Origin of the sequence: Rothia nasimurium, from assembly GCF_928391935.1 — a bacterium.
Lineage (GTDB): Bacteria > Actinomycetota > Actinomycetes > Actinomycetales > Micrococcaceae > Rothia > Rothia nasimurium_D.
The window spans coordinates 42,893-59,268 of the sequence record NZ_CAKMTD010000007.1; the positions used below are offsets into that span (position 1 = coordinate 42,893).

The 16,376-nt window shown below is 61.5% G+C and carries 13 protein-coding genes; 8 read left to right on the plus strand and 5 right to left on the minus strand.

Annotated features, from left to right (window positions below; genetic code table 11):
• Positions 1-25 precede the first annotated feature (25 nt).
• The 4 genes from L7A15_RS08145 (at position 26) to aroQ (ending at position 5,777) form a co-directional block, all read left to right on the plus strand.
• Positions 26-1,099 carry a hypothetical protein gene (locus tag L7A15_RS08145; protein WP_237208734.1) on the plus strand — a complete coding sequence of 358 codons (1,074 nt, stop codon included), beginning with the start codon at positions 26-28 and terminating at the stop codon, positions 1,097-1,099.
• Positions 1,096-3,087: an ATP-binding cassette domain-containing protein gene (locus L7A15_RS08150; protein WP_237208733.1), complete on the plus strand. Its 1,992-nt coding sequence runs from the start codon at positions 1,096-1,098 to the stop codon at positions 3,085-3,087. Before L7A15_RS08145 ends, L7A15_RS08150 begins: the two co-directional genes overlap by 4 nt.
• A 136-nt stretch (positions 3,088-3,223) precedes the next feature.
• Positions 3,224-5,161, plus strand: coding sequence for an acetate--CoA ligase (gene acs / locus L7A15_RS08155; protein WP_237208732.1), 1,938 nt, complete (start codon positions 3,224-3,226; stop codon positions 5,159-5,161).
• A 160-nt stretch (positions 5,162-5,321) separates the two neighbouring features.
• Positions 5,322-5,777: a type II 3-dehydroquinate dehydratase gene (aroQ, locus tag L7A15_RS08160; protein WP_237208731.1), complete on the plus strand. Its 456-nt coding sequence runs from the start codon at positions 5,322-5,324 to the stop codon at positions 5,775-5,777.
• Positions 5,778-5,929: 152 nt separating this feature from the next.
• Here aroQ and L7A15_RS08165 read toward each other — a convergent pair whose 3' ends face one another.
• Entirely contained in the window at positions 5,930-7,099 is a 1,170-nt protein-coding gene (locus tag L7A15_RS08165; protein WP_237208730.1) for a MarP family serine protease, read from the minus strand.
• A gap of 331 nt (positions 7,100-7,430) precedes the next feature.
• Between L7A15_RS08165 and L7A15_RS08170 the strand changes: the two genes are divergently transcribed.
• Positions 7,431-8,108 (plus strand): Crp/Fnr family transcriptional regulator, encoded by a 678-nt coding sequence (locus tag L7A15_RS08170; RefSeq protein ID WP_083091991.1) that lies wholly within the window; start codon positions 7,431-7,433, stop codon positions 8,106-8,108.
• Between the two features lie 113 nt (positions 8,109-8,221).
• Here the strand turns inward: L7A15_RS08170 and L7A15_RS08175 are convergent, their stop codons facing one another.
• The 4 genes from L7A15_RS08175 to L7A15_RS08190 all read right to left on the minus strand — a co-directional run bounded on the left by L7A15_RS08175 (position 8,222) and on the right by L7A15_RS08190 (position 11,054).
• Entirely contained in the window at positions 8,222-9,220 is a 999-nt protein-coding gene (locus L7A15_RS08175; protein WP_237208729.1) for a hypothetical protein, read from the minus strand.
• Between the two features lie 68 nt (positions 9,221-9,288).
• A complete protein-coding gene (locus L7A15_RS08180; protein ID WP_237188330.1) occupies positions 9,289-10,254 on the minus strand; it encodes an NUDIX hydrolase in 966 nt (321 codons plus the stop codon).
• The gene (locus tag L7A15_RS08185) at positions 10,247-10,723 is read right to left on the minus strand and encodes a RidA family protein (RefSeq protein WP_237188329.1); all 477 of its coding nucleotides are present in this window, start codon (positions 10,721-10,723) and stop codon (positions 10,247-10,249) included. Before L7A15_RS08185 ends, L7A15_RS08180 begins: the two co-directional genes overlap by 8 nt.
• A 127-nt stretch (positions 10,724-10,850) precedes the next feature.
• Positions 10,851-11,054 (minus strand): DUF4177 domain-containing protein, encoded by a 204-nt coding sequence (locus L7A15_RS08190; RefSeq protein ID WP_237188327.1) that lies wholly within the window; start codon positions 11,052-11,054, stop codon positions 10,851-10,853.
• A 224-nt stretch (positions 11,055-11,278) separates the two neighbouring features.
• Between L7A15_RS08190 and L7A15_RS08195 the strand changes: the two genes are divergently transcribed.
• The 3 genes from L7A15_RS08195 (at position 11,279) to L7A15_RS08205 (ending at position 16,375) form a co-directional block, all read left to right on the plus strand.
• Positions 11,279-13,420, plus strand: coding sequence for a transglycosylase domain-containing protein (locus L7A15_RS08195; protein WP_237208728.1), 2,142 nt, complete (start codon positions 11,279-11,281; stop codon positions 13,418-13,420).
• A gap of 8 nt (positions 13,421-13,428) precedes the next feature.
• Positions 13,429-14,382: a metallophosphoesterase gene (locus L7A15_RS08200; RefSeq protein ID WP_423816860.1), complete on the plus strand. Its 954-nt coding sequence runs from the start codon at positions 13,429-13,431 to the stop codon at positions 14,380-14,382.
• A gap of 73 nt (positions 14,383-14,455) precedes the next feature.
• Positions 14,456-16,375, plus strand: a complete 1,920-nt coding sequence (locus tag L7A15_RS08205) for an ABC transporter ATP-binding protein (RefSeq protein ID WP_237191612.1) — start codon at positions 14,456-14,458, stop codon at positions 16,373-16,375.
• Position 16,376: the final 1 nt, after the last annotated feature.

Here is a 16,376-nt window from a genome sequence, read left to right on the forward strand (position 1 = left end):
CAATAATTTAATGAGAGAGGCTACCATGACCAGCCCCAAAGACACAGGCACCACCAGACGACCCCTGGCATTCGCCGTCCTTGGGGCCCTGGTCCTCCTCGCCCTCGCCTTCGCTTTTATAGCAGGAACCCGCTACGCCCCCACCGGGCCCACACCCCAAGAACAAGCCCAAGCGCACGTCGACGTCTGGGGCACCGTAGAAATCCGCCCCGTCAACAGCGCCCTCACCTACTCCGGAACAGCCCACGCCGGGGCAACCACCCCCATCAGAATCACCGCCCCCACAGACCCCGTCCTCGTCCACCAAGTAAAACACCCCGGCGACACCGTAGCCCCCGGCGACCTCATCGGAATCGTCGGCGGAGAAGGAATCTACGCCCTCAACGGCCCCCTCCCCCTCTACCGGCCCCTCACCCTCGGAGACACCGGCCACGACGTCCTCGAACTCCAACGCGCCCTCACCGACATCGGCTACCCCACCAACACCGACGGCACCGTAACAAACACAACCCTCACAGCCGTCAGCAACCTCCTCCGGAGCGAACTCACCGGAATCCCACCAGAGGGAATAGACACCATCAACCCAGCTCACTTCGCCATCCTGCCCCCAGGCCCCCGCACCGTCGCACAAGCAGCCACCACAGGCACCATCATCAGCGAAGAAACCCCCATCATCACCCTGCACACCAGCGCCCCCTACGCAGAATTCAACGCCCCACTCAGGGACCTCGAAACCCTCACCGCCCTCGACCACCTCACCGTCACCAGCTCCCTAGGAAGCACCCCAGCCCACATAGACCACATAGGCCAACTCACCACAGGCCACGACGGAGCCTACCAAACCATCCGCCTCACACCAGAGAACACCGAAATCATCGTGCCAGACCAAACCCTGGCCATCGCAACAGCAGGAGACACCACACCGGTACTAGCCGTCCCCATCAGCGCAGTACGCCAGGACGGCACCACCACCTACCTCCTCACAGCCACAACAGACGGAACCCAAGAACGGGTACCGATTGAGGTGCTCCGCACCGGAGAAGGCTACGCCGCAATCCAAGGAGACATCACAGAAGGTCAGAAAGTGCTCCTCTCATGAGAACACCTACCCCACTCATCGAGCTCAAAGACATCACCCAAACCTTTCCCACAGCAGACCGACCCGTCCTCAACGCAGTCAACCTCACGGTCTACCCCGGAGACTACCTAGCCATCATCGGCCCCTCCGGATCAGGTAAATCAACCCTGCTCAACATCCTAGGACTCCTGAGCAAGCCCACCAGCGGCACTTACCTCCTCAACGGCACATCCACCACCCAGGCCAGTGAAAAAGAGCGAGACGCCCTCCGCAGAGAAACCATCGGTTTCATCTTTCAATCCTCCAATATGCTCTTGGACGAAACCGCCCTCACCAACGCCTCCATGGGTTTACGGGTCCAAGGCAGCCCCCGAGGCGAGCGCCACTCAACAGCCCAAGCCACCCTAGCCACAGTCGGCCTGGCCCACCGCGCCAACACCCCCACAAAGTACCTCTCCGGCGGTGAAAAACAACGCTGCGCCATTGCCCGCGCCGTCGCAGGGTCCCCCACCCTCATCCTCGCCGACGAACCCACCGGCAACCTTGACTCCGACAACACAGCCAAAGTCCTCCGCACCCTCGCAGAGCTCCACCAGGCCGGGCACACCATTATCATCATCACCCACGACCCAGCTATCGCAGCAGCCGCACCCCGGCGGGCCCACATCATCGACGGCTACCTCACCGAAGAGGCCCCACCGTCCCAGCCGGTCGCCGCCACCCCAGGGGTCAGCTCCCCTCCTACCGCCACCCCGTCCAGACCCCTCCTAAGCGACGACCTCATAGAATCTATCTCCGCCATCCTCGCCCGCCCCATCCGCTCCGCCCTACTGGCGCTCTCCTTCGCCCTGGGCGTCGGGGGCCTCATAGCCGCCCTAGGGCTCAGCGCCTCAGCCGCCTACCAGGTCAACCAAAGAATCCTGGGGTCTGAGCAGCAGAGCGTCCACGCCACCGTCCACAATGACGCCAACGTCCTCTCCAACTATCGGGTCGGCGAATCAGCCCAGGACTACGCCCAAGCCCTCTCCCAACTCGACTACGTCACCAGCGTAGGTTTCCAAGCTATGATCGCACCGGCAGACGTCCGGATCACCCGCCTCAGCCCCCTCGACGCCGAACCCTCTACCGCCATCTCCCTCGTATCGGCCAGCACCACCAGGCTCGAACAGCTCAATGCCTCCATTCGGCCACGCCCAGCCCAGCACGTTCTCACCAGCATGAACAGGTCGCTTGAAGTAGCCAGCCCCGAAGAACGTGAACTCGCCACCTCTCTTGGGGCGGGCATTGCCACCCCCGGGGCAGCCAGGGCCCTAGGCTTCTACCAGGAAAGCACAGGAACCGTCACAGAGGGGAGCGGTATATGGGTGGACGGGGTCTACCTCCCTATTGCTGGAATCGTAGACTTTGGCGACCAAGCACCAGAGCTCTCTAACGCCGTTCTCGTTCCCCCGGCCTTCCTGGCCGCAAACGGGCGGTACACCATGCTCTACACCATCAATACAGAACCCGGCTACACCAGGGCCGTCAATCAAGCAGTTCCATTCGTTCTAGCGCCCACGTCACCGGCAGATGTCAGTACAGAAACGCCCTCGAACCTGGCAGATCTCCGCGCCGAGGTGTCCTCAGATCTGGGGCTCTTCGTCGGTATCCTCTCGGGTATTTTGCTGGCTCTCGCTAGTCTGTCTGCGGGCACGGCCATGTACCTCTCAGTGCAGGCCCGTACCACCGAAATTGCCCTCCGCAGGGCAATTGGAGCTGGTAAAAGCCTGATCGCCAGACTCTTCATCTTTGAGGGCCTGGTGCTAGGAGTCATCGGTGGGTCCCTGGGAGCAGCAGCGGGTGTACTCACCACCCTGACCCTCGCCCAGGTCCAGGGGTGGCAGGCCATTTTGTCCCCGACCTACGCCCCTATTGGGGTGGTCCTCGGCGGTATCACTGGCCTGGTCAGCTCCCTCTACCCAGCTCTCGTCGCGAGCCGCAAGGACCCAGCAGAGGCAATGCGCAGTTAAACAACCTAGCGCCCTCGTAACACTCACCGTCACACAGTGACTTGTACTACGAATTTGAGCTAGTCTAGGGAATGACAAGGCAGTGTGGCCTGCGTCTCTACAGGCCCCGCTTCTCCCTCCCACAGGAAGGCACACCATGACCGACACCCCGGCCACCTACGCACCCAGCGCCGAGTTCTCAGCCCAGGCCAATGCCCAGCCCGGCATCTATGAAGAAGCTAAAGAAAAAGGCACCGAATTTTGGGCAGAACAGGCCCGCACCCTCCTTACCTGGTACAAGCCCTTCACCGAAACCCTCGACTGGTCCAACCCGCCCTTCGCCAAGTGGTTTGCCGACGGCGAGCTCAACGCCTGCTACAACGCTGTAGACCGCCACGTCGAAGCTGGCAATGGCGACCGCACCGCGATCCTCTTTGAGGGCGAGCCCGGCGACACCAAGTCCTACACCTACGCAGAACTCAAGGACGAAGTCTCCCGCGTCGCCAACGGCCTCGAATCCCTCGGCGTCACCAAGGGCGACCGCGTCGCCATCTACCTGCCCATGATCGCCGAAGCCGTCATCGCTATGCTGGCCTGCGCCCGCATCGGCGCTGTCCACTCGGTTGTCTTCGGCGGCTTCTCCGCCGACGCCCTACTCTCCCGCATCGAGGACGGCGAAGCCAAGCTGGTCATCACCGCCGACGGCTCCTTCCGCCGAGGCAAGCCCTCCATGCTCAAGCCTGCCGTTGACACCGCCCTGGGCAAGGGTGGATCCACTGTTGAAAAGGTGCTAGTCGTCAAGCGCAACGGCGAAGACATCAACTGGGTTGAGGGCCGCGACGTCTGGTGGCACGAGCTGGTTGCCGAGCAGTCCACCGAGCACGAGCCCTCCCGCCAGAACGCCGAAGACCCCCTCTTCATCCTCTACACCTCCGGCACCACCGGCAAGCCCAAGGGTATTCTGCATACCACCGGCGGCTACCTCACCCAGGGCGCTTTCACCCATAAGAACATCTTCGACCTCAAGCCCGAAACCGACATCTACTGGTGCACCGCCGACGTCGGCTGGGTCACCGGCCACTCCTACGTCGCCTACGGCCCCCTGGTTAACGGCTCCACCCAGGTCATCTACGAAGGCACCCCCGACGCCCCGCACCGTGGCCGCTTCTGGGAAATCGTCCAGAAGTACGGGGTGACCATCATGTACACCTCCCCCACCGCTATTCGCACCATGATGAAGTGGGGCGAAGACATCCCCGCCCAGTACGACCTCTCCACCCTGCGCGTGCTCGGCACCGTGGGTGAGGCCATCAACCCCGAAGCCTGGCGCTGGTTCCACCGCGTCATCGGCGGCGGCAAGTGCCCCATCGTCGATACCTGGTGGCAGACCGAAACCGGCGCCATTATGGTCTCCCAGCTGCCCGGCATCACCGCAGCTAAGCCCGGTTCCGCCCAGCAGCCCATCCCCGGCATCACCATCGATGTGGTGGACGACCTCGGCGAGTCCCTACCCAACGAGCAGTCCGGCTTCCTGACCATCCGCGAGCCCTGGCCCTCCATGCTCCGCACCATCTGGGGCGACGACGACCGCTTCGTCGAAACCTATTGGTCCCGCTTCGACAAGATGTACTTCGCCGGTGACGGGGCCAAGCGCGACGCCGACGGTGACCTCTGGGTCCTGGGCCGCGTGGACGACGTCATGAACGTCTCCGGCCACCGCCTCTCCACCCCCGAAATTGAATCCGCCCTCGTCTCCCACCCCGCCGTCGCCGAAGCAGCGGTGGTCGGTGCAGCAGACGAAACCACCGGCCAGGCCGTCATGGCCTTCGTCATCCTCAATGACGAAGCCAAGGCAGCAGGGCACGATGAGGCCGAGCTGGCCGAGCAGATCCGCGCCCATGTGGGCGTCGAAATCTCCCCGATTGCCAAGCCCAAGCGTGTGCTCATTGTTGATGACCTGCCCAAGACCCGCTCCGGCAAGATCATGCGCCGCCTGCTCAAGGACGTCGCCGAAGACCGCCCGGTCGGCGACACCACCACCCTGGCAGACCCCACCGTCATGCAGGCCATCGAGGCCAACTTCAAGAAGGGCTAGGCCCCTCTAGCCCCCTCTCAGGACGCCCCCGGCCCCCTCCCCTGCCGTCTGGCAGGAAAGAGGGGGGCGGGGCGTCCTTTCTTTAACTTTGGGTAAAGACTGCCTACCCGCCCCCAGCAAAAGCCGGGAGCTGGCGTGCGGGTATGAAAAACTAGAAGCTATGGCAACACCACAGACTGCACCCCGGCACATCTCCGTGATTAACGGCCCCAACCTCAACCTGCTCGGCGTCCGCAAACCCGAAATCTACGGGCACACTACCCTCGCCGACATCGAAGCCACCCTGCGGGCCCAAGCCGCCGAACTGGGCTACGAGATCAGCTTCATGCAGTCCAACCACGAGGGCGACCTCATCGACGCCATCCAGGCCGCCCGCACCGCGTCCGCCGGTATCATCATCAACCCGGCCGCCTACACCCACACCTCCGTCGCCCTGCACGACGCCCTGGAAGCAGCCGAACTGCCGGTCGTCGAAGTACACCTCTCCAACGTGCACAAGCGGGAGCCCTTCCGCCACCACTCCTACGTCTCCCCCCAGGCAACCGCCGTCATTGCCGGTGCGGGTGCCCAGGGCTACGAGCTAGCCCTCGCCTTCCTCGCCCGCCACCTGGACTAGCCCAGAACAATGAGCACCCAGCCTCGGGCACAACTCACCCTCACCGACGCCGTCTATATCGGCACCCGGTTCATAGGGTAAGAAAAAGCAGGCCCAGCTTCGGAAAGCTGGGCCTGCTGTATACAGGGGGTTCTCACCCGGGCAGGGTCTGCCTAGGAGGAACACTGGCCGGTTGCAACAGCCGGGGAGGCCGCATTCACCGTATTGAGAGCCTCAATAATGGCTGAGGCCGGAATCGCATAGCCAGTCTGGGTTTCAGTGGACTTAGCAAAAATCATGGCCATCACCTGACCGTCAGTGGTGAGGACGGGCCCGCCCGAGTTCCCCTGTTCCACGAGGGCCGCTAGCTGGTAGACCTCGCGGGAGGGGTTAGGCTGCCCGGTTTCAGCATTTATGGTCTGGGTGTAACCCAGGCCCTGCACAATGGCGGCCCGGTTATCGAAGGGGCCACCGCCCGGGTAGCCCATAAAGGCCACCTCGCTTCCGGCAGGCACAGGGGCTGAATCCACCACGAGGCCGTCAAGGCCCAGGGTGGGGGCACTCAGAATGGCGATGTCTTGTTCCTGGTCGTAGTAGACGACCTGGGCGGTGGCTGCCTCGCCGCCGCGTCCTAGGACGGAGGGGGTGCTCACCCCAGAGACGACATGGGCGTTGGTGACCACCAGGCCCCCGCCCACCACGAAACCGGAGCCTTCAGACACGAAGTTACAGGCGGGAGCTGAGCCAATGATCTGCACAACCGACTGGCTGGCGGCCTCAAGTTCCGGGGTGCTCAGGGGCTCGGTGGGGGCCTCCTGCTCGGGGTAGAGCAGCTGGGAAATCTCAGGGAGGCCGGTAGCCTGAACAATATCGCTACGGACCTGGGTGACGAGCTCCTGAGCCCCGGGCGGGGTGACCTTGAGCATCCAGGTAATAACCTTCGATTCAGCGGTGAGCGCCGTGACCGTTGGAATACCGAGGGGGCGGACAAGCAACACCACGGTAATAATCACCAGGGCGCTGAGGGCCAGGTTGAGGACGCCCCCAAGGAGGCGCTCCATGCCGCGCAGGGGGGTGCGGTCGCTGGCCCGACGTAGGATACCGCCCAGGGTCATGCCGAGGGACTGCCCGATGACCAGGCAGGCCAGGACTGTTCCCAGACCGGCCAGAAGGTGCCAATGAGCCCCCACCTGGCTAATCACCCAGGGGGTGGCATAGAGGGCTACGACTGCACCCAGAATAAATCCGGTGATCGTTCCCAGGGTGATAAAGAGCCCCTGCCTTAACCCAGCCAAAAAATATAGACCGATAACAACAATAATCAGCCAATCAAGAGGGGTCATGCGTCTCCCTTACGGTTATAAGAACGTGTATGGTCTGACCGCACTAAGAGGTCTAGACAACACCCACAGAATTATCAAAGATTACAGGGTGAACCTGAAAAAACCGGCGGAAAACCACGAAAAATAAGGGAGAAACGGAGAGTAAGTGGCTAGTTTAGGTGTTCCTGAACGTGTTTTTCATGTAGGCTCATACTAGTTGAATAAGTCACAGAAAATAGTGTCGTGTGATGAACTAGGCAAGGGCTATGCTTAATAGTCTGCCTAGCCCGCTTATACAGGGTTTCATACGGGCTAATTTTTTCTAAACCCCTAAGTAGGAGCATAGAGAACCATGGATATTGAAGTACTACGTCGCGCCCCGCTGTTTGCTTCACTCGACGATGAAGCATTTGCAGCATTGACCGAAGACATCACCGAAGTAGACCTGTCCCGCGGCGCTACCCTCTTCTATGAGGGCGACCAGGGTGACCAGCTCTACTTCGTCATTTCAGGCAAGATGAAGCTGGGCCGCACCGCCTCTGACGGCCGTGAGAACCTGGTTGCCATCATGGGCCCCGGTGAAATCTTCGGTGAGATGGCCCTGTTCGACCCCTCACCCCGCTCCACCAGCGCAACCGCTGTGTCTGAGACCCGTCTGGCTGGTGTGAAGCACGAGTCCCTGCGTAAGGCTATGGAGAAGTCCCCCAACATCTCCGCTCAGGTTCTGCAGGCCCTGGCCCGCCGCCTGCGTCGCACCAACGAGAACCTGGCTGACCTGGTCTTCTCTGATGTTCCCGGTCGTGTTGCTAAGGCCCTGCTTGACCTGGCTGACCGTTTCGGCCGCCCCGCAACCGACGGTGTGCTGGTTGCCCACGAACTGACCCAGGAAGAACTGGCTCAGCTGGTTGGTGCTTCCCGTGAGACTGTGAACAAGGCTCTGGCCGAGTTCGTTTCCCGTGGCTGGATCCGTCTGGAGGCTCGCGCTGTGGTCATTCTTGACCTGCAGCGTCTGCGTCAGCGCTCCCGCTAAGCCGGGCGCGGACGTCCGTACCTGCTTTCACAAGATCAAAAACCGGGTGGTCAGCTTGAGCTGACCACCCGGTTTTTTGTACCTACGCGGGGGCAGCGGGCGGACGCCGGTGGTTAGCGGGTCTGCCAGGTGAGGCCGTCGGATGAGGTGATGAGGGTGGTGCTGTTTGAGGGCACCCAGGCAGGGTAGCCAACTTCGAGGGTGTAGGTGCCGTTGGCGTAGTCGGCCTCTAACAGGTAGGAGGCGGCTGGGTCTAGCTCATGGGTAGTCCAGGTGAACCCATTATCGGCGCTGGTCAGCAGAGTTGCCCCTTCGGCACGGGCTTGGCAGTAAACCAGAACTGTCTCACTAAGACGCTGGTGGCCGCAGAGCTCTAGGGGTTTGGCTCCAACCGTAGAGATTTTTCCGCCTATGAGCCAGTGGCCCTGGTCTGGGCTGTAGGTTGCGGCGTAGATGTCGTTGCTGTTAGCCAGAACCAGGCCAAAGGTTCCACTCTCGTCGATATCGGTGACGTTCTCAGCCTCAACCGGGGTAAGCGGAGCAGGAGTATAGGGTTGGCCGGGGGACTCGGGGGCGGACGTGGGGGCCTCCCCGGGCACCTGGACGTCGCCCAGGTTGCCAGGTGGGGTTGAGGTACCCCCGGGGTCGTGGCTTTGGGGCCAACAGTCATAGGTTTCCCCAAGATCCCGGGCAAATATGAGGTTGACCTGTTGCGCTTCCCTGCAATAGTCGTGGAATAGCCCTACGGGGAACTGGTAGTAGGTTTTCCCCTCATCTTCATAGCGGATCCAGCCGGTACTGAAGACCAGAACGATGAAGAAGCTAAAAGTCATTACCAGGGCAAGAGCGCTTGCCAGCAAGACCAGAATAGTCTGGACCAACCAGTGCGCCGCCTCGGCCAGGGCACCCCCTCCATTGAGGTAGGGTTGGGCGATTTTTTCTAGACCCTTGAGAACATAAACAGTACAACAAACCAGCAGGGTAAGGGCCGCCAGGGAAAAAAGCCCCAGACAGAAAACCCCAGCCTCGGGGATAAGCAAGAAACCCAAGGCGTCCAGCCCATACCGGCCACCGGCAATCACTGCCAGGAGAAAGCAAGAGCCCAGAGTCACCCGCCCCAAAAGTCTCTGCGAGAACGAGGAGGGCTTGACCCTGGAGCTCTGGCTTTGAAGCGGCACGGCTAGATTCTTTCCTCTTGCACCGCCAGGTAGCAGGTTCCGCATTCCTTCTGCTTAACCTCGGCCCGGTAGAGGGAAACCTGGCGGCGCTTGGCCAAGAAAGCCACTGCCCCCGAGGCGGCTGCAACCTGCTGGAGAACATACATGACCCCGGGGGTCACCAGCTGCTCAAACGGAACACCAACCGTATCCTCACACCCGATTTCATCGCCCAGGGCGGTACTGGTCGGGTCGCTCAGCAGGTCACGGGCACTCACCCAGCGCCCCCACACCCCCTTACCCTCCAACAGGGAGGGGGTCTGCCCCACCGGCACCGCGCAGGTGAAGAAGTGCACGTCATACCGCTTGTGGTAGAAGCCGGGCGACTGCCAGCGGGCCAAAGGTTTAAGCAGGTCAGCCCTCACCTTAAGGCCCCGACGGCTCAGATAGTCGGCCAGGGTCTTCTCCTGCTGGGATATCTTCTGGCGGGTCACCATGCACTCGTGGCCACTGGTGAGCTCAATGGTTGCCCCCTCATTCTCACCTGCCAGGAGCACCCCAGTTTCCTCAAAAACCTCACGCACGGCTGTCACCACAACAGCAGCAGCCGCCCCGAGGTCGTCCTCGTCGAATACCCGGGCCCAGTGGTCGCCGCCGGGGCCCACCCAGCCGATGGGGGCCGCGTCCTCAGCTACCCCCAGCCCCCCGGGGAAGGCAACCTTCCCCATGGGGGATTTAACCCGGTAGGTCATAAAGGTTTCTACGCCCCTGGCCCCGTCCCGCACGAAGACGACGGCGGCGGCGGGGCTGGGGCGGCGTTCGAGGCTTCCACCTTCCTCAAGCCAGGTCCGGGCTGAGTCCTGCTGGCGGGAGGGAATAGGGTGGGTTCTGACCACCGGCAGGCGGGCTGTTGCCGGGCGGGCAGGATCCGGTGCCCCCGGCAGAGGAATGCGCTTGAGCGCACCGGTATAAAGGGGTTGGTTAGACATATTCCACGATAATCTCAACCTCGACCGGGGAGTCGAGGGGAAGGACGGGCACACCAACGGCAGAGCGGGCGTGAACGCCAGCGTCGCCGAAGATATCGCCCAAAAGCAGGGAGGCCCCGTTAATGACGCCGGGCTGGCCGGTAAAAGCAGGGTCAGAGGCGACGAAGCCAACAACCTTGACGACGCGGGTCACCCGGTCAAGATTCCCAATAACGGATTTGACGGCGGCCAGGGCATTCATCACTGACAGGCCGGCAAGTTTCTGGGCGGTTTCGGGGTCAACGAAGCCTTCAGCGCCGGAGTCTGAGACTTTACCGGTAGCTGGTAGTTCCCCCTGAACGAAGGGCAGCTGGCCCGAGGTGTAAACGTAGTTTCCACTGGTCACAGCCGGAACGTAGGCGGCGACGGGGGCAGCAAGTTCCGGAAGTTCTAGGCCGAGTTCCTTGATGCGTTCTTCAATCTTTGACACGGTTCACCTTTCCTGGCGCCCCTTCCTATGGCAGGGGCGTCCTTGTTTCTGGCCCTGGGCCCAGGCCCGGGGTGTGCAAAACCGGGCCCTGACTGCTGAGTCTGGAACCCGGTTTCGTCACGAACTGTTATTGAGCTTTCTTACGCTTGAAGTAAGCAATAGGGTTGCCCTGAGTGGGGGCGACCATGTTCCCGGCGGGGGTGGCGCCGGTCGGAGCCGGGGCGCCGGGGAGGACGGCTACGAGCTCCCAGCCGTCTTCACCCCAGTTGTCGAGGATTTGCTTGGTCGCGTGAATCATCAGAGGCACGGTTGCGTATTCCCATTTTTCCATAGCACCAAGCCTAGTCCACCCTGCGACAAAATACGAAGAGGCTGGCAGTCTTGATAAGAAGCATGAACAGGGTCCGTCGGCAGGTGGCGGACGGCAGGGGTGCAGTAGAGACCTCCCGACAGTTTCAGGGTGGAGCAGGAGCATGAAATTTATGGTGATTATTCACAGGCTGGCTTCACCTGCTTTCCGGTGCGCTTTTGCCGGGTTGCGGATAAACTAGGGGAATGGCTTCTTCAAAGAACGTTCGTACAAGGCGTCGCAACCCGGGTGATGTGCTGCAGTTTTTAGCGCTGAGCATTATCGCTGGTTTCGTGGCTGCCCTCATTCTCGTACCGCCGACCACGGCGCTCAGCGCAACCGCGACCGCGTCCATGAACTGGTTTAAGAGCTTGCCCGCTACCTTGAGCGACGGCCCGCTCTCCCAGGGGTCGGTTATTTATGCGAGCGATGGGAAGACCGAAATTGCGTCCTACTACGCCCGTAACAGCACTGAGGTTCCTCTGTCTGAGATATCGCCCCACATGATTGATGCGATTCTCTCGTCTGAAGACCGTAATTTCTATGAACATGGTGCGGTCTCCCCCATGGGTATTGCCCGCGCTCTTGTCAACAACCTCCTTAACCCCGAAAACCGTCAGGGTGCCTCCACCCTGACCCAGCAGTACGTCAACAACCTTTTGGTTGATGCTGCTGAGCAGGAAGGCATTGAAGCTGAGACCCTGGGTGCTAAAAAGGACTACCTTGACAAGATCAAGGAAATTAAGCTGGCTATCTCAATGGAGCAGAACCTCACCAAGGACGAGGTGCTTGAGGGCTACCTCAATATCATCAACCTGGGTGGTTCAACCTTCGGTGTTGAGGCTGCCGCCTACTACTACTGGGGTATTAAGGCTTCTGAGTTGAGTATCTCCCAGTCAGCTATTTTGGCTGGCATGGTGGTTTCCCCTAACGTCTACCGCCCCGATGTTAACCCGGAACTGTCTAAGGCCCGTCGTGACGTTGTGCTGGGCACCATGTACCGTGACGGCAAGATCACCGAGGATGAGTACTCCGACGCCCTGAATGAAGACATTGAGCTCGACATTCACACCACCCCCATGGGCTGTTCTGTAGCTGGCGACTTCGCCCACTTCTGCTACTACGTGATTTCAGATTTCCTGGGTGATGAGACCTACGGCGCTACTGAAGAAGACCGCGCTAACAACCTCTACCGTGGTGGCTACAAGATCATCACCACCATTGATGCCAGCGCCCAGCGCGAGGCCAAGAAGCAGGTAGAGGCCACCCAGCCCTCCACCAATAACCCTGACGACGTAAACGCCGCTATGGTCGCTGTTGCCCCCGGCACCGGCAAGATTATTGCCATGGCCCAGAACTCCGGCTACGGCAATCCTAAGGAAACCAACTTCCGCGATAACTTCTTCAACTACAACGCCGATGTTGCCCACGGTGGTACCGGTGGCTTCCAGCCCGGTTCAACCTTCAAGCCGATTGTGCTGGCCCAGTGGATTAAGGACGGCAAGGGCGTCAATGCCACCATTGACGGCACCTCCCTCTACTATCCGCAGGAATTCAAGTGGCCTGCTAAGTGTGAGAAGGACGGCTACGTCCTCAGCGATTCTGGCAAGGGCTACGAGTTTAGTAACACTGACGGCGGTGGCCAGACCTGGGGCACCGTGGCCTACGGTATCAAGAACTCCTATAACTCCTACGCCATGAAAATGGCCTCGGTAACCGACGGCTGTGACATTGCTGATTTGCGCGACAAGCTCCGCATTACTGACGGCGCTGGCAAGGTCCCCTACAAACTCAACCGTCCGTCCGCCTACATTGGTGGTTGGGAGATCGGCACTACCCCCCTGATTCTGGCAAATGCCTACGCTACGTTTGCCAGCGGCGGTATGTACTGCGAGCCGCTGTCTATCGATAAGGTCTTGAAGACTACGGGCGATGATGAGACCGAGGTTAAGGCCTACGAGTCCCAGTGTGAGCGGGTCCTGGAAGAAGATGTTGCCAACGGTGTGAGCTTCGTCCTTAAGCAGGTTCTGGTGGATGGCTCCGGTCATAACATAGGAATTGGTATGCCAGAAGCTACTGCGGCTAAGACCGGTACTACCGACTACTCGACCCAGACCTGGACTATCGGATACACCCGGGGCCTCTCGGTTGCTTCCTGGGTTGGTTCCTTGAACAACGGTTCCCGCCCCCTGAACGGCCTGTCCATCAACGGCCAGCGCCTCGCCTATGTTGATGGTGCAACCTATGCAGGTAGCCAGTGGCAGCGGTTTATGCAGGCCCAGGCCAAGAACTTCAACACAGACCCCTTCGATCTGCCCTCCCAGAAGGTTCTGGGCTACAGCCAGTAAGGAAACCAGTGAATTCTTTGAATTCGCGTGACGTGGCGGCTCCCGCCGGGTCTCTCGCTTCAACTGCCGCAGCGGTTTTAGCGGGAAGCCTGGTTGCGGGGGCCGCCACGGTCGCATACGCCCACTTTATTGAACTCAATAATTTTCAGGTTCGGCACGAGACCCTGCCGGTGCTCCCGGCAGGAAGCCCGGATCTACGCGTCCTGCATATCTCTGATATGCACATGATTCCGGGCCAGAAGCGCAAGCGGGACTTCATGCATTCCTTAGCTGAGTTGCAGCCGGATCTGGTGATGAACACCGGCGATAACCTCTCGCATATGCGTGGCCTGCCTGCCCTCCTGGATGCGCTTGACCCCCTGTTGGATTTCCCCGGTGTTTACGTGCCGGGCTCCAACTGCTATTTCGCTCCCGTCCCGAAGAACCCTGCCCGTTACCTGTGGAAGCAGAATACCGGCGATGAAATCGTTGAGGACGGCCGGGCGGTTCTTCCTACCCAGGATATGCATGACGCTTTTGATGCCCGGGGCTGGGTTGGGCTGATTAACCGCTTTGATACCTTGACGGTTAAGGGGGTGCGTCTTGAGTTTTCCGGGGTGGACGACCCCCACCTCGACTATGACCGCCACCCCGGCTTCTCCCCCACTGCTTTCAGCGGTGAGGGGGGCGAGCCCGTCCGCCTGGGTGTTTGTCATGCCCCCTACCTGCGTACCCTGGCCCGCTTTGTGGACGACGGCGCCCAGGCAATTTTTGCCGGGCACACCCACGGGGGGCAGGTCTGTCTGCCCGGGGGCCATGCCCTGGTCAGTAATTGCGATCTTCCCCCGGCGAGGGCCAAGGGGGTCAGCTTCGAGAAGGACGTTCCCGTCCAGATTTCTGCAGGGCTGGGCACCTCCCGTTTTGCCCAGGTACGTCTCTTTTGCCCGCCGGAGGCGGTGCTGGTGACGCTGACGGCCCGGTAGGCTGGGGCGGGGTAGCCCGCCTGGTTTTTGCAGGACTGCAAATGTAAGATTGGTTACTATGGCCTCCAGATTGTTGCGTGTAAAACCCCTCCCCACCCCCGATCCCGTCCCCCACGGGGCAAGGGAAGAACAGGAGGTCACCCTCTGGAACTATGCCAAGCCCATTAGGGGCCGCTGGGTAGCGGGTCTCTTCGTTGCCCTGTCGGCGGCGGTCATTGCCATTTCTATCCCCCAGGCCCTGGGCTGGATTGTGGACGCCATGCTCACCGACTCCCCCACCGTTGGGGCAGTCTGGGCCGGGGGCGGGCTGGTCTTTGCCTTAGGCCTGCTTCAATCGACCCTCTTCTTTTTGCGCCGTCAGCTGGTTATTGAACCGGCCAGCACGGTTGAAAACACCATGCGGATAGACCTCTTCGACCGTCTACTCCGTTTCCCGGTGGCCTTTCACGATCGCTGGCCCTCCGGCCAGCTCCTCACCCGGGCCATGAGCGATCTGGGCACCATTCGGCGCTGGACGGCCTTCGGCCTGATTCAGATCATTACGGTGGCTGTGCAGGTGACAGTCGGCAGTGTCTACATGTTCACCGGGGCCTGGCAGCTAGGCCTGCTCTTCCTGGCCGCCCTGCCCCTGGCTTTCTTCTGCGTCTGGCGGTTCGTGCTGCGGTTTAGGGCTCTGACCCGACAAGCCCAGGAAAAAACCGGCGACCTTGCCACCACGGTTGAAGAGTCGGTGCAGGGCCTGCGCGTCCTCAAGGCCCTCGGACGCGGCCCCCACGCCCTGGCAGGCTTCACCGAGGGGGCCGCTGACTTGCGGGACCTCGAAATTGAGCGGGGCCGGGCCATGGGTCTTGTGCGGCTCCAAACCGGCTTGATCAGCGGTGTGACCCTTGCCCTGGGCCTGATCTGGGGCCTGAACCTGGTGGAACAGGGCCAGCTGACCGTCGGTGCCCTCACCAGTTTCTTCGCGACCGCCGCCATCCTCTTCGCCCAGGTGGAGCGCTCGGGCATGTTGCTGTCTATGTACCTGGCGGCCAGCGTCTCCATGGACCGCCACCGGCAGGTCATGGTGGGCGAAGCCGGGGAGGACATCAGCCTCACCGCCCGCCCCAGCCGCAGCACCTCCGCCCAGGCAGCAGCCCTGAACTTCAACCGGGTTGCCTTCTCCTACGGCCAGGAGGAAGGCCCCGTCCTCACCGATTTTTCCTTGGACGTAGCCCCCGGCGAAATTATCGCCCTGGTCGGGGCGACCGGGTCGGGTAAGTCCACCGTCCTGCACCTGGTCCAGCGGCTCTACGCAGCGAGCGCCGGAACCATCGCCCTCAACGGCCGGGACATCGCGGCCCTCCCCCTGCCTGAGCTCCGCTCCCAGGTGGCGATCGCCTTTGAAGACCCCCTGCTGTTTTCAGCCAGTGTGCGGGAGAACGTCCTGCTGGGCGTTGATCGGAGCCACTACACCGAGGCGGAGCTCGATGCCCTGGTGGCCCGAGCCCTGGACGTTGCCGCCGCAAGCTACGTCTGGAACCTGCCCGAGGGCGTCGATACTGTCATCGGGGAGGAGGGCATGAGCCTGTCTGGTGGCCAGCGTCAGCGCCTTTCCCTGGCGCGGGCGATTGCCGCCGAACCGGCCGTCCTGCTTCTGGATGACCCCCTCTCGGCCCTGGATGTGACCACCGAGGAGGAGGTCATTGGCAAGCTCAAGAGCGAGCTGACCTCCACGACGACCCTGCTCACCGCCCACCGGCCCTCGACCGTGGCCCTGGCGGACCGCGTCGTCCTGCTTGAGAAGGGTAGGGTGCTGGCGGTGGGGCCGCATACTGATCTGTTGAGCAACCCGGTCTATCGGGAGCTGATGAGCACCGAGACTTCCCTGCCCCCGCTCCCGGGCACTGACGCTAAAGTGAACGCCGATGCTGGCACCGGCGCTGGGCGCGGCCCCGGGCAGAATCCCGGGCAGGACGCCCCCGCCCCAGCAACCGATGTGAAGGAGGGTTAGG